This window comes from Pseudochrobactrum mosebachae (assembly GCF_048914685.1).
GTDB lineage: Bacteria > Pseudomonadota > Alphaproteobacteria > Rhizobiales > Rhizobiaceae > Pseudochrobactrum.
The window spans coordinates 1,860,921-1,874,743 of the sequence record NZ_CP128408.1 but is presented as its reverse complement, the minus strand read 5'-3'; the positions used below and the strand labels follow the sequence as shown (position 1 = coordinate 1,874,743).

At 50.5% G+C, this 13,823-nt stretch carries 10 protein-coding genes; 6 read left to right on the top strand and 4 right to left on the bottom strand.

All coding sequences use genetic code 11. The features are described from left to right. Positions 1 to 4: 4 nt before the first annotated feature. The 4 genes from MP213Fo_RS08560 to dapF all read right to left on the bottom strand — a co-directional run bounded on the left by MP213Fo_RS08560 (position 5) and on the right by dapF (position 4,335). Positions 5 to 679, bottom strand: a complete 675-nt coding sequence (locus MP213Fo_RS08560) for a septation protein A (RefSeq protein ID WP_421088629.1) — start codon at positions 677 to 679, stop codon at positions 5 to 7. Next, complete coding sequence (ftsY, locus tag MP213Fo_RS08555) at positions 676 to 2,055, bottom strand: signal recognition particle-docking protein FtsY (protein WP_421088628.1); 1,380 nt, start codon at positions 2,053 to 2,055, stop codon at positions 676 to 678. The genes MP213Fo_RS08560 and ftsY overlap by 4 nt, the downstream gene beginning before the upstream one ends. A 79-nt stretch (positions 2,056 to 2,134) precedes the next feature. Next, a complete protein-coding gene (gene mtaB, locus MP213Fo_RS08550; RefSeq protein WP_421088627.1) occupies positions 2,135 to 3,424 on the bottom strand; it encodes a tRNA (N(6)-L-threonylcarbamoyladenosine(37)-C(2))-methylthiotransferase MtaB in 1,290 nt (429 codons plus the stop codon). A gap of 2 nt (positions 3,425 to 3,426) precedes the next feature. After that, positions 3,427 to 4,335 carry a diaminopimelate epimerase gene (gene dapF / locus MP213Fo_RS08545; RefSeq protein ID WP_421088626.1) on the bottom strand — a complete coding sequence of 303 codons (909 nt, stop codon included), beginning with the start codon at positions 4,333 to 4,335 and terminating at the stop codon, positions 3,427 to 3,429. Between the two features lie 421 nt (positions 4,336 to 4,756). On the opposite strand from dapF, the gene MP213Fo_RS08540 reads away from it, so the two are divergent. The 6 genes from MP213Fo_RS08540 to MP213Fo_RS08515 all read left to right on the top strand — a co-directional run bounded on the left by MP213Fo_RS08540 (position 4,757) and on the right by MP213Fo_RS08515 (position 13,762). Next, entirely contained in the window at positions 4,757 to 5,302 is a 546-nt protein-coding gene (locus MP213Fo_RS08540; RefSeq protein WP_421088625.1) for a protease inhibitor Inh/omp19 family protein, read from the top strand. Between the two features lie 188 nt (positions 5,303 to 5,490). Further along, the gene (gene zapE / locus MP213Fo_RS08535; protein WP_421091076.1) at positions 5,491 to 6,663 is read left to right on the top strand and encodes a cell division protein ZapE; all 1,173 of its coding nucleotides are present in this window, start codon (positions 5,491 to 5,493) and stop codon (positions 6,661 to 6,663) included. Positions 6,664 to 7,245: 582 nt separating this feature from the next. Further along, positions 7,246 to 8,208: a malate dehydrogenase gene (mdh, locus tag MP213Fo_RS08530; protein ID WP_421088624.1), complete on the top strand. Its 963-nt coding sequence runs from the start codon at positions 7,246 to 7,248 to the stop codon at positions 8,206 to 8,208. A gap of 182 nt (positions 8,209 to 8,390) precedes the next feature. Beyond that, positions 8,391 to 9,587 (top strand): ADP-forming succinate--CoA ligase subunit beta, encoded by a 1,197-nt coding sequence (gene sucC / locus MP213Fo_RS08525; protein WP_421088623.1) that lies wholly within the window; start codon positions 8,391 to 8,393, stop codon positions 9,585 to 9,587. 4 nt (positions 9,588 to 9,591) lie between these two features. After that, on the top strand, positions 9,592 to 10,494 hold the full coding sequence (sucD, locus tag MP213Fo_RS08520; RefSeq protein WP_421088622.1) for a succinate--CoA ligase subunit alpha: 903 nt from the start codon (positions 9,592 to 9,594) through the stop codon (positions 10,492 to 10,494). Between the two features lie 253 nt (positions 10,495 to 10,747). Next, entirely contained in the window at positions 10,748 to 13,762 is a 3,015-nt protein-coding gene (locus MP213Fo_RS08515; RefSeq protein ID WP_421088621.1) for a 2-oxoglutarate dehydrogenase E1 component, read from the top strand. The last annotated feature ends 61 nt before the right edge of the window (positions 13,763 to 13,823 follow it).

Here is a 13,823-nt window from a genome sequence, read left to right as displayed (position 1 = left end):
CAATTCACTTCTTGTCAGATGCGCTTTTCACGTCATCCGTACCCCAAGGCACCAAGGAATGTTTTTTGATCAGTGGCATTTGCAACATTGTAAACAGAACAGTGATCGGCATCACGCCCCATACTTTAAACGTTACCCATGCATCCGTTGTATAATTGCGCCATACAAATTCGTTCAACCCCGCCAGAAAGAAAAAGAATACGCCCCAGCGGAATGTTAACTTGCGCCAACCCTCGGCATCCAGCTTGAATGCCTGATCAAAAACATATCCCAGCAATGCTTTGCCAAACAACAAACCGCCAAGCAAAACAGCACCAAACAGGCTATTAATGATTGTCGGTTTCATTTTTATGAAAATATCATCATGAAGCCAGAGTGTGAGCGTGCCGAACACCAGAACAACAATACCTGAAATCAATGGCATGATCGGCAAGCTGCGGGTCATAATCCATGAAACGGTAAGTGCGATCAGTGTTGCTGCCATAAACAGCGCTGTAGCTATAAAGATCGGCTGCCCGATTTGTGCCAGCACCGGAAAGCGCTCAACCAGCCATTCACCGCGCGAATTGGCAAAGAAAAACACCAGCAACGGGCCCAGCTCCAGCGCCAGCTTAAGCAGCGGCGGCACATCTTTACGCTTCGGGTCAGAAGGATCACGTTCCAAAATCTGATTATTCATAACCCTGCTCCCGCAATCGCACCGGCAAATTCCTGTGCTGTAAATGGCTCCAGATCATCAATCTGCTCGCCAACACCAACAAAATAAACCGGCAATTTATGTTTTGCTGCAATTGCCACCAAAATACCACCCCGTGCCGAACCATCGAGCTTGGTCATCACCAAACCGTTGACACCGGCAATGTTTTTAAAAATCTCAACCTGATTAAGCGCATTCTGACCGGTGGTCGCATCAAGCGTCTGCAGCACAGTATGCGGTGCTTCCGGATCATGTTTGCCAAGCACCCGGACAATTTTTGCAAGTTCGTCCATCAGCTCGGCGCTGTTTTGCAGGCGTCCTGCCGTATCAATAATCAGCACATCACTGCCTGCATCCTTGGCTTTAGTCCATGCATCAAACGCAAGCCCGGCAGCATCAGCACCAAGCTTGGAGGACACGACAGGCGAACCGGTACGCTCACCCCAGACATGCAATTGCTCAATGGCAGCCGCACGAAATGTATCGCCCGCAGCCAGCATCACTTTCAACCCGCCCGCAGTGAGCTTAGCGGCCAGCTTGCCGATTGTTGTGGTTTTTCCCGTGCCATTAACCCCGACAACCAGAATAACATGTGGCTTGTGCGATAGATCAAGCTCCAGCGGCTTGGCAACCGGCAGCAAAACCTTTTCAATTTCACTGCGCATGATATTACGCACTTCATCGGTGGAAATATCTTTACCGTAACGGCCGGATGACAGGCTGTCGGTAATCCGCATCGCCGTTTCCAGACCAAGATCTGCCTGAATCAGCACATCTTCCAATTCCTGCAATGTCTCTTCATCAAGCTTGCGCTTGGTAAAAATACCACCGATCGAATCGCCCAATTGTTGTGAAGAACGCGAAAGTCCGCTGCGCAGTTTTTCATACCATGACAGCTTCTTTTCCGGCATGGTTTCAACAGCAACAGGCTCCTGCTTAACCTCAACCGCTTTACTGACAGTCACTTTATTAGGCTTAGACTCTATAGCGGGTTCCACTGCCACTTCCGTGGCAGGTTCCGGCACTGGCTCTGGAATGATTTCTTCCAACACCGGTTCAGGCTCAACCGGCTCGTAAACCGGAGGCAATTCAATGGTAGCCGGATCAGCAATCACCGGTTGAGACAGCAGCTCCTCAACCTTTTCAAGCACAGTCTCATGATGAGGCGCAATTGGATTTTCGATTTCTGCAACAGGATCTGCATCGACAACAGGTGGCAGGTTTTTTTCTTGGCTATCAGCTATCGTTCTTTCTGTAACCAGCGCTTCTGTGATTGTTGCATCAACCACAAGCGGCTCAGAGGAGGTATCCTCTTTTTTGCCGAAAGAAAAAATCTTTTTAATAAAACCCATAGCCATGAATACAGCGCTTCTTTTTCTTTAGAATTACATTTGTGCCAAAACCAAAAACCCGCCGGTAACCCGACGAGAATCCGGATTACACAGCAGAAACAGCCAGTAGCTTATCGCCATCATGGCCGGATATCTGAACACTGACAATCTCACCGGCAGACAGACCCTGCGTATCAAGTCCTGCAAGCGTAAAGCCTTCCGTGCGCCCCAAGCCTTCCAGGCGGTCACCACGCTCAATCAGAACCTTTTGCACAGTGCCTTTCAGGCTATCGAGATGCAAGCGGTAAGCCGCTTCCCCTGCCACTCGCAACCGTGCGGCACGATCTTTAATCACCTCACGACGCAATTGCGGCATGCGTGCGGCAGGTGTGCCCTCACGCGGGCTATAAGGAAACACATGTAGATGGCTAAGTCCGCATTCTTCAACAATACGGATAGAGTTTTGAAACATCTCTTCTGTCTCGGTCGGAAAACCGGCAATAATATCGGCGCCGAAAACCGCATCAGGGCGAAGCTTGCGCACATCCTCGCAAAAGCGGATGGAATCATCGCGCAAATGACGGCGCTTCATGCGCTTCAGGATCATATTATCACCCGATTGCAGCGACAAATGCAGATGCGGCATCAACCGTGTTTCATTGGCCAGAACCTCCATCAAATCTTCATCGGCTTCAATGGAATCAATTGATGAAAAACGCAGGCGCTGCAAATCCGGCACTTGCGCAAGTACGGTTTTGACAAGTTTACCAAGGCGCAGATTGCCCGGCAGGTCAGGGCCATAAGAGGTCATGTCGACGCCGGTGAGTACAACCTCGTTATATCCGTTGCCAACCAGCCGCTTAACTTGCTCCACCACACCGCCCATCGGCACTGAACGGGAATTTCCACGACCATAAGGGATAATGCAGAAAGTGCAGCGGTGATCACAGCCGTTTTGCACCTGCACAAAAGCGCGCGCCCGCCCCTCGATCGCATCAACCATATGGCTGGCGGTTTCGCGCACTTCCATAATGTCGTTAACGCGGACTTTTTCAAACTGATTAACGCCGAAATCCGGCAGCATGCGATAGGAATTGGATTTAAGCTTTTCCTCATTCCCCAGAACCAGATCAACTTCATCCATCGCTGCAAATTCATCCGCACCGGTCTGCGCCGCACAACCGGTCACAATAATGCGCGCCTCCGGATTATCGCGGCGTGCTTTGCGGATGGCCTGACGCGCCTGACGCACCGCTTCAGCAGTGACCGCACAGGTATTAAAAATTATTGCGCCGTTTTCCAAAGTGCCAAGCCCGGCTTCATCAGCCTCACGTTTCATCACTTCGGATTCATAAGTATTCAGACGACAGCCGAATGTTACAACCTCTACAGCCATAATCAGGCACCTTCCGCTTGTCTATCAATGCGCATATTTTTGGAAAACGCGCCGTTTAACGGATCAAACTGCCCTGAAAACTCCCATTCAGCCGGTCCTGTCATCAAAACGTGATCATCATCACGCCAATCAATCTGCAATGTGCCGCCCGGCACAATAACCGACACATGCCGCCCCGTACGGCCGGTACGCGCCGCTGAGACGGCGGCAGCACAGGCCGCAGAACCACAGGCACGGGTCAAGCCCACACCGCGCTCCCATGTGCGGATTGTCAGCTCGTCCTGTGCTGTAACCTGAGCAATTGAAATATTAGCCTTCTCAGGAAACAGCGGATGGTTTTCAAGGTCAGGGCCGTATTTTTCCAGCGCATAAGACCATACATCACGATCAACCCAGAAAATCGCATGCGGATTGCCCATAGATGCAACTGACGGTGCCTGCAGCACCGGTACCTCTTCCGGCCCCGCATGCAGGTCGATCATCCGCGTATCGGCAAATTCTCGTGCCAGCGGTATCGCCTGCCAGGCAAAATGCGGACGCCCCATATCAACACAAATCCGGCCATCCGCCAGCTCTTCAGCCTGTAACAGCCCTGCAAGTGTTTCAAAGGTGAATTTACTTTGTCCGGTCTGCGCGGCGAGCGCCTGCACAACACAGCGCGTGCCATTGCCGCAAGCCTGCGCTTCAGAACCATCACAATTAATGATGCGAATATAATAATCCGTACCGGCAGTTTTCGGATCGTGAATGGCCATAATTTGATCAAAGCCGGTTTCATCATCGGCTGCAAGCGCGCGTGCGGCATCCGGCGTAATCAGGTCAGCCCTGCCGCGCATGTCCGCCACGATAATTTTATTGCCAAGGCCATTCATCTTGGCAAAAGCTGCATTGACAGTTTCTGATACAAACATTGGTTCACATTTAAAAATATCCGCACCTTTACGCCTGTCGGCATGCGGTCCGGGATAATATTGAAACTTCACTCATCTTACGGCAAACACCAAAGTCACGCTGTAGTACCGGATAATCTGCCTTATATGGCGGAACTCATGCCAAATTGCCAGTATCGGATCACAGGTTTCAAAATGACTGTTACAGTTTTTGACAGTCAGGACAGATCGGTTCTTGGCCAACGCGTAAAATATGTTTATCTTTTAAAACATAATATGTTCAAACTGTACCGCTAATGCATAGTGTCACAAAGTCCGTCTGTATGCTCAGTAAAGATTTCATTTCAGTGCACTATGCTTTAAGCTGCAGCGCATTACGCTTCAACACAGACCTGATTGCGAACTGATTCCGCATCATAAAAACCTTATCAAGGAGATGAGTATGGGAGTTTCTAAGATTGGCCTGCTCGGACTTGCAGCAGCCACCATACTAGCAGGCTGTCAGAGTTCACGCTTCGATACGCCGACGGCTCAAGCTCCCGCTCAGATGCGGGCACCGGCTCCGGTACGTGCCGCTCCGACAACTTCGGTACAGTCCACCAATCTCAATGATGTGAATGCCTCGCAATTTCCAGCGAATCCGAATGATATGAATTCCGGCGCTCAGGGCAACACACAGGTAGCAAGCCTGCCATCTGCAACCTCGGTAGATCTGACACCAGGCAAAGTTGCCGGTGTATGGAATGCATCCCTTGCCGGTCAGAGCTGTAAAGTTGCAACCCCGCAAACCAAATTTGGACAAGGTTACCGCGCCGGCCCGTTGCGCTGCCCGGGTGAGCTGGCCAACCTGTCTTCATGGTCAGTCAACGGCAAGCAGCTGGTGCTTTATGATGCAAATGGCGGCACTGTTGCCTCGCTGTATTCATCAGCTGATGGTCGCTTTGATGGCCAGACATCAGGCGGTCAGCCGATCAGCCTGTCCCGTTAAGTTTGACTAGAGCACATCCCGAAAAGTGTGAAGCGGTTTTCGGATAAGATTTGCGTCAAAACAAAGAGATAGAGCGGTTTTTCTGATTCTAATTAAATGGAAACCACTCTGGTATTTACTGCCCATAAAAAGCTGCAGGTTCAATCTGCGGCTTTTTATTTATGGAACAGCGCGTGCATGAGGTTGCCATGTCTTTCAATGAAACGCTTAAAGCATATCCGTCCGTGTCAGAGCGTTATAACTCGCTGGCAAGTGCCGGCGATATCGAAGCTGACCCGCAACAGATACTCTTGGCACAACGCTTTGATACATTGATTGAAGCAATTTGCAGCAAGCGTCTTTCACGCAAATCCAGCGCTCTTGGCTGGTTATTCGGCAAATCAAAACAAGCTACCGATCCTGTTAAAGGTCTGTATATTCACGGCTTTGTCGGGCGTGGCAAAACCATGCTGATGGATATGTTTTATGATCTACTGCCGGTGGAGCGCAAACGCCGTGCACATTTCAATGATTTTATGGCTGATGTGCATGAGCGCATTCATGCCCATCGTCAGGCCTTCAAACGCGGTGAAACCAAACAGGAAGATCCGATCCCGCCCGTAGCGGATGCTCTTGAAAAGCAATCATGGGTTTTGTGCTTCGACGAATTTACCGTCACCGACATCGCTGATGCTATGATTCTATCACGCTTATTCGCAGCCTTGTTCGAGCGTGGCGTGGTTTTGGTCGCCACTTCCAATGTCGCACCGGATGATCTTTACCCCAACGGCTTGAACCGTCAGCTCTTCATGCCATTTGTCAGCATTTTAAAAACCCGTGTTGATGTTATCAACTTGGATTCCCGTACCGATTACCGTCTGGAAAAGCTTGACCGCCAACCGGTTTATCTCACACCGCTCAGCGCTGAGACTGACAGGCTGATGGATGAAGCATGGAAAATCATGACGGACGGCCGCCGTGAGAGTCCTGAAACGATCAAGGTCAAAGGCCGTGAAATTCTGCTGACCCGTACTGCCGGTAATGCTGTGCGAGTAAGTTTTGATGAATTATGTGCCAGACCACTGGCGGCAGCTGATTATCTGGCAATCACGGCACGTTTCCGCACGATGTTTATCGACCATGTACCAGTTCTCGATCTTGCAAAGCGCAATGAAGCCAAGCGTTTTATCCTGCTGGTTGATACACTGTATGATCATCATGCCCGCGTGGTGATTTCAGCCGCCGCCCTGCCTGATAAGCTCTACAGTGCAGCCAGCGGTACCGAAGCGTTTGAATTTGACCGTACCGCATCACGACTTTTTGAAATGCAAAGTGCGGAATATCTTGAAGCATTTGAAGAGGGCGACCCGCGCCTGAAATAAGCTGCGAGCCAAACCAACCCTCGAAGCGCGTCAGCCGGTGCACCGATCATCATAGCCTGATCGTGTTTAATACGTCATATTATTGTGATGATCATTGCTTAAGCAGTTTCAGGAAAAGTGGGAACCGGTTTCCTCAAACTGCGTTTAAGCAAACAGATAGAGCGGGTAACTTTCAGATTGGATCTCAGCCCTAGATTTTAGATTTCGCATTGTCATATCTATCACGTTGATAGTGAAACGCTCTAGCATTATACAACAAGCATTTTATACGCATAGAAATAATAGCCGGCATACACATATTCAAAGATAATTTTCAGCCCCTGATTTCAGCTGATGAGTTGGGAATAAAACTTGTTTTTGTCAAATTTGACTTACGTTTACGTAAGAACTTATTTGGCTAAACGATTGAAATAATTAAATACAAAATTATTAGTTGAGTTATTTTCAAAACGGGCATATCGACCATACTGTGTAATGGCCTCTGACGGCAAAACCAGCGGGAAACCCAGATGGGATACCGAGTGGTAAACGTGGCAGAGGTTTAGCTATTTAGTTAGATTATAGATCAGGGAAGTAACCAGCATGGCTCGCAATAAAATTGCCCTCATCGGTTCAGGCATGATCGGCGGAACACTTGCACATTTAGCCGGACTCAAAGAGCTCGGTGATATCGTGTTGTTCGACATTGCCGAAGGTATTCCGCAAGGCAAAGGCCTCGACATCGCAGAATCCTCACCCGTTGATGGTTTTGATGCGAAATTCACCGGTGCCAATGACTACACCGCCATTGAAGGCGCAGATGTTGTGATTGTAACCGCCGGTGTGGCGCGTAAGCCTGGCATGAGCCGCGATGACCTGCTGGGCATCAACCTTAAAGTTATGGAGCAGGTTGGCGCCGGTATTGCCAAATATGCGCCGGATGCTTTCGTGATCTGCATCACCAACCCGCTTGATGCGATGGTTTGGGCATTGCAGAAATTCTCCGGTCTGCCAGCAAACAAAGTAGTCGGCATGGCCGGCGTGCTGGACTCAGCCCGTTTCCGTTATTTCCTCGCTGAAGAATTCAACGTTTCCGTTGAAGATGTCACCGCATTCGTTCTCGGTGGCCACGGCGATACTATGGTTCCTTCAAGCCGCTACTCAACCGTTGCCGGTATTCCGCTTCCGGATCTGGTCAAAATGGGCTGGACCACACAGGACAAGCTCGACAAGATCATTCAGCGCACCCGCGATGGCGGTGCTGAAATCGTTGGCCTGCTGAAAACCGGTTCCGCTTATTATGCGCCTGCGGCATCTGCAATCCAGATGGCTGAATCCTACCTCAAGGACAAGCGTCGCGTTCTGCCAGTTGCAGCACACCTGACCGGCCAGTATGGCGTTAAAGACATGTATGTCGGCGTACCGACCATCATCGGCGCCAATGGCGTTGAACGCATTATCGAAGTTCAGCTTGATAAAGAAGAACAGGCTGCATTTGAAAAATCCGTTGCCGCTGTTCAGGGTCTTTGTGACGCCTGCATCGCGATTGCACCTAATCTGAAATAAGCTCCGCTCAACGTGGTTCTTGGATAATTCGGGGGCGCTTTTCCCAAAGTGGCCCCGAACTGCTCTTTAGAACTTCATATAAAAATCATGAATTCTGACTATCAATAGCCAAATATCTACACTCCAAATCTCTACACTATTAAATAGCGCAGAATTCAGGAGCGCCCTTAAAGGACAACCAGATGAATATTCATGAATATCAGGCCAAGCGCCTGCTTCACACTTACGGCGCTCCGATTGCCAATGGTGTTGCTGTTTACTCCGCTGAGCAGGCTGAAGAATGGGCGAAAACCCTTCCGGGCCCGCTTTATGTGGTTAAAAGCCAGATCCATGCCGGTGGTCGCGGTAAAGGCAAGTTCAAAGAACTGCCAGCCGATGCCAAGGGTGGCGTGCGCCTTGCCAAGTCGATCGAAGAAGTTGTTGCTTTTGCAAAAGACATGCTCGGCAACACACTGGTAACCAAGCAGACCGGCCCGGCTGGCAAGCAGGTTAACCGTCTTTACATCGAAGACGGCGCAGACATCGACCGCGAATTGTATCTCTCCATGCTGATCGACCGTACTGTTGGTCGTCCGGCTTTCGTTGTCTCCACCGAAGGTGGTATGGACATTGAAACCGTTGCTGAAGAAACACCGGAAAAGATCATCACTGTTGCGATCGATCCTGAAACCGGCGTAACGGATGCAGACAATGCAGCACTTGCTGATGCGCTGAAGCTCGAAGGCGAAGCCCGCGCTGATGCAATCGCTCTGTTCCCTATCCTCTACAAAGCTTTTGTTGAAAAAGACATGAGCCTTCTGGAAATCAATCCGCTGATCGTCATGACCAATGGTCGTGTGCGCGTGCTGGATGCTAAAGTTTCCTTCGATGGCAATGCGCTGTTCCGTCATCCAGACATTCTTGAACTGCGTGATATGTCTGAAGAAGACGAAAAAGAAATCGAAGCGTCGAAATACGACCTCGCTTATGTAGCGCTGGACGGCAATATCGGCTGCATGGTCAATGGTGCCGGTCTTGCCATGGCTACCATGGACATCATCAAGCTCTATGGTGCAGAACCTGCAAACTTCCTCGATGTTGGCGGCGGCGCTAACAAAGAAAAAGTAACAGCTGCATTCAAGATCATCACTGCTGATCCAGCAGTTGAAGGCATTCTCGTCAACATCTTCGGCGGCATTATGAAATGCGACATCATTGCTGAAGGCGTGATCGCAGCTGTTAAAGAAGTTGGCCTTAAGGTTCCTCTGGTGGTTCGTCTTGAAGGTACCAATGTTGAGCTTGGCAAGAAAATCATCAATGAAAGCGGCCTGAATGTTATTTCAGCTGATGATCTTGATGACGCGGCACAGAAAATCGTCGCTGCAGTGAAGGGAAACTGATTCTATGTCCATTCTCATCAATCGTGACACAAAAATCCTCGTACAGGGTCTGACCGGTAAAACCGGTACATTCCACACCGAGCAGGCTCTTGGTTATTACAACACCAAAATGGTTGGCGGTATTCACCCTTCAAAAGGCGGCCAGAGCTGGACCGGCGCTGAAGGCCAAAACCTGCCGATCTTCGCAAGTGTTGCTGAAGGCCGTGACGTAACCGGTGCCGATGCATCCGTTATTTATGTTCCGCCTGCAGGTGCTGCTGCTGCGATCATCGAAGCCATTGACGCCGAAATCCCGCTGATCATCTGCATCACCGAAGGTATTCCGGTTATGGATATGGTTCGCGTTAAGGCGCGCCTTGAAAAGTCGAAGTCCCGCCTCGTTGGACCTAACTGCCCGGGCATCCTGACCCCTGAAGAATGTAAAATCGGCATTATGCCAGGCAACATCTTCAAAAAAGGTTCGGTTGGCGTTGTTTCGCGTTCCGGCACACTGACCTATGAAGCTGTGTTCCAGACTTCAAACGAAGGCCTCGGCCAGACCACTGCCGTTGGTATCGGCGGCGATCCGGTTAAGGGCACCGAATTCATCGACATCCTGGAAATGTTCCTTGCTGATGATGAAACCAAATCGATCGTTATGATCGGTGAAATCGGTGGTTCGGCTGAAGAAGAAGCTGCACAGTTCATCAAGGATGAAGCCAAGCGCGGCCGTTCCAAGCCAATGGTTGGTTTCATTGCCGGTCGTACTGCTCCCGAAGGTCGCACAATGGGTCATGCCGGTGCGGTTATTTCAGGCGGCAAGGGCGGCGCTGAAGACAAAATTGCAGCGATGGAAGATGCGGGCATCCGCGTTTCACCATCCCCTGCACAGCTCGGCAAGACACTTGTAGATGTTCTCAAGGGCTAACCCCCTTTAAGGTGCCACCCTCCCATGGAGCAGCGCCTTAAGACAGATAATCTGCCTCTAAAAAGCCCGGTTCATCGCCCATGTGATGAACCGGGCATCTACAAATAAAACTTATGCCCGTTTCTGTTGGAAATCAGATCTTAAGCACTATTTCCCATCATACAGAAACAACAGACCAGTAAATTAAAACGGGCCCGGAATTTCTCCGGTATGGCCGGTATAAGGAGACGGAGTTAATACTCCGGCAAGGACAATGGCACGGGAAGAAGCCCCACAACGTGATAATGACGTTTTCGCCCTTACCTCATTTCTCTATGGCGGTAATGCCGACTATATTGAGGAACTCTATGCTGCATATGAAACCGATCCGAATTCGGTCAATGCAGAATGGCGCGAATTTTTTGCAAATCTCGGTGATAATCCGCAAGATGTGATCCAAAATGCTCGCGGCGCATCCTGGGAAAAAAGCAGCTGGCCTGTCACACCAAATGATGAGCTGACTTCCGCTCTCGATGGTAACTGGGCAGATGTTGAAAAACACATTACCGACAAGCTGAAAGGCAAGTCAGGCAAACCTGATGCTGCAAAGGCCTCAGCGCCGGCATTGTCTGAAGTTGAGATCACACAGGCAGCCCGCGACAGTGTTCGCGCGATCATGATGATCCGCGCTTACCGCATGCGCGGCCATCTGCATGCCAATCTTGACCCGCTGGGTCTTTCCGAAAAGCCAAATGACTATAACGAACTGGCGCCGGAAAATTACGGTTTCTCCCCTGCCGATTTTGATCGCAAGATCTTTATCGACAATGTACTTGGCCTTGAATATGCAACCGTGCGTGAAATGCTTGATATTCTCAAGCGCACTTATTGCTCAACGCTTGGCGTAGAATTCATGCATATTTCTGATCCTGCTGAAAAAGCATGGATTCAGGAACGCATCGAAGGCGCAAACAAGAATATCGCTTTCACGCCTGAAGGCAAAAAAGCCATCATGTCCAAACTGATCGAAGCAGAAGGCTTTGAACAGTTTATTGACGTGAAATACAAAGGCACCAAGCGTTTTGGTCTCGATGGCGGTGAATCACTGATTCCGGCTCTCGAGCAGATCGTCAAACGCGGCGGCTCCATGGGCGTTAAAGAAATCATTTTTGGTATGGCTCACCGTGGCCGTCTCAATGTGCTTTCACAGGTTATGGGCAAACCGCATCGCGCTATTTTCCACGAATTCAAGGGCGGCTCCTATGCGCCGGATGATGTGGAAGGTTCAGGCGACGTTAAATACCATCTCGGTGCCTCATCGGATCGTGAATTTGACGGCAATTCAGTGCATTTGTCACTGACAGCCAACCCTTCGCATCTCGAAATCGTTAATCCGGTTGTTATGGGTAAAGCCCGCGCCAAGCAGGATCTGCTGGTCGGCCGTAACCGTGATGACATGGTGCCGCTTACAGAACGCGCTAAAGTTATGCCGCTCCTGCTGCATGGTGATGCTGCCTTTGCCGGTCAGGGTGTTGTTGCCGAATGCATGGGGCTGTCAGGCCTGCGCGGTCACCGCGTTGCCGGTACTGTTCACTTCATCATCAATAACCAGATCGGTTTCACCACCGATCCTTCCTTCTCGCGCTCATCGCCTTATCCGTCGGATGTGGCCAAGATGATTGAAGCGCCGATCTTCCATGTGAATGGTGATGATCCGGAAGCTGTGGTTTTTGCTGCCAAGGTTGCAACAGAATTCCGCCAGACCTTCCATAAGCCGGTTGTTGTAGACATGTTCTGCTACCGCCGCTTTGGTCATAACGAAGGCGACGAGCCTGCGTTTACCCAGCCTTTGATGTACAAAGAAATCCGCGCTCATAAGACCACTGTGCAGATTTACAGTGAGAAACTGATTGCTGAAGGCCTGCTCACGCAGGGTGAAATCGATCAGATGAAAGCCGTATGGCGCGAAAAGCTGGAAACAGAATTTGAAGCCGGCCAGAACTATAAGCCAAACAAAGCCGACTGGCTTGATGGTGCATGGGCAGGTCTGCGCACCGCTGATAATGCCGACGAACAGCGCCGCGGTAAAACCGGTGTACCACTGAAAACCCTGAAGGAGATCGGCAAAAAGCTTGCTGAAACACCGGCAGATTTCAATGTGCATCGTACTGTTCAGCGTTTCCTCGACAATCGTTCAAAAATGATCGATTCCGGTGAAGGCATTGATTGGGCAACCGCTGAATCGCTGGCTTTTGGTTCGCTTGTAACCGAAGGCAACCCGATCCGCCTGTCCGGTCAGGACGTGGAACGCGGCACCTTCTCGCAGCGGCATACTGTGCTTTACGATCAGCAAAATCAGAACCGTTATATCCCGCTGAATAATCTTCAGAAGGGTCAGGCGATTTACGAAGCCATCAACTCGATGCTTTCTGAAGAAGCTGTGCTTGGTTACGAATATGGCTACTCACTGTCTGAGCCACGCGCACTGACCGTTTGGGAAGCCCAGTTCGGTGATTTTGCGAATGGCGCACAGGTTGTGTTCGATCAGTTCATCTCATCAGGTGAGCGTAAATGGTTGCGTATGTCCGGTCTCGTTTGTCTGCTGCCGCACGGTTATGAAGGTCAGGGGCCTGAGCATTCATCAGCGCGTCTGGAACGTTTCCTGCAGCTCTGTGCAGAAGACAATATGCAGGTTGCCAATGTAACAACACCGGCAAACTACTTCCATATTCTGCGCCGCCAGATGAAACGCGATTTCCGCAAGCCGCTGATCATGATGACACCAAAGTCATTGCTGCGTCACAAGCGTGCGATTTCCTCGCTCAGCGAACTGTCCGCAGACAGCACATTCCACCGCCTGTTGTGGGATGATGCGCAATATCTCAAGGATCAGCCGATCAAGCTGCAGAAAGATGGCAAAATCCGTCGCGTGGTTCTGTGCTCCGGTAAAGTCTATTATGATCTTTACGAAGAGCGCGAAAAGCGTGGCATCGACGATGTCTACCTGCTGCGTGTTGAACAGCTGTATCCGTTCCCGGCCAAAGCCCTCATCAACGAACTGTCCCGCTTCCGCGGTGCTGAGATCGTCTGGTGTCAGGAAGAGCCGAAGAACATGGGTGCATGGTCCTTCATCGAGCCTTATCTGGAATGGGTACTGGCCCATATTGATGCGAAATATCCGCGTGCCCGTTATACCGGCCGTCCGGCTGCCGCATCACCGGCAACAGGCCTGATGTCCAAGCATCTTGAACAGCTCAATGCTTTCCTTGAAGATGCTCTCGGCTCTTAAATACCAAGTTTACTGACCCGTCATAGCAATGGCGGGTCAGCGCAAAATTCAGGCGCACATC

What these genes read in the sequence shown, in the direction of transcription:
- sucC (WP_421088623.1), top strand. Translation starts at nt 8,391, where the DNA reads ATGAATATTCATGAATATCAGGCCAAGCGCCTGCTTCACACTTACGGC.
- zapE (WP_421091076.1), top strand. Translation starts at nt 5,491, where the DNA reads ATGTCTTTCAATGAAACGCTTAAAGCATATCCGTCCGTGTCAGAGCGT.
- MP213Fo_RS08515 (WP_421088621.1), top strand. Translation starts at nt 10,748, where the DNA reads ATGGCACGGGAAGAAGCCCCACAACGTGATAATGACGTTTTCGCCCTT.
- sucD (WP_421088622.1), top strand. Translation starts at nt 9,592, where the DNA reads ATGTCCATTCTCATCAATCGTGACACAAAAATCCTCGTACAGGGTCTG.
- MP213Fo_RS08560 (WP_421088629.1), bottom strand. Translation starts at nt 679, where the DNA reads ATGAATAATCAGATTTTGGAACGTGATCCTTCTGACCCGAAGCGTAAA.
- ftsY (WP_421088628.1), bottom strand. Translation starts at nt 2,055, where the DNA reads ATGGCTATGGGTTTTATTAAAAAGATTTTTTCTTTCGGCAAAAAAGAG.
- mdh (WP_421088624.1), top strand. Translation starts at nt 7,246, where the DNA reads ATGGCTCGCAATAAAATTGCCCTCATCGGTTCAGGCATGATCGGCGGA.
- MP213Fo_RS08540 (WP_421088625.1), top strand. Translation starts at nt 4,757, where the DNA reads ATGGGAGTTTCTAAGATTGGCCTGCTCGGACTTGCAGCAGCCACCATA.
- dapF (WP_421088626.1), bottom strand. Translation starts at nt 4,335, where the DNA reads ATGTTTGTATCAGAAACTGTCAATGCAGCTTTTGCCAAGATGAATGGC.
- mtaB (WP_421088627.1), bottom strand. Translation starts at nt 3,424, where the DNA reads ATGGCTGTAGAGGTTGTAACATTCGGCTGTCGTCTGAATACTTATGAA.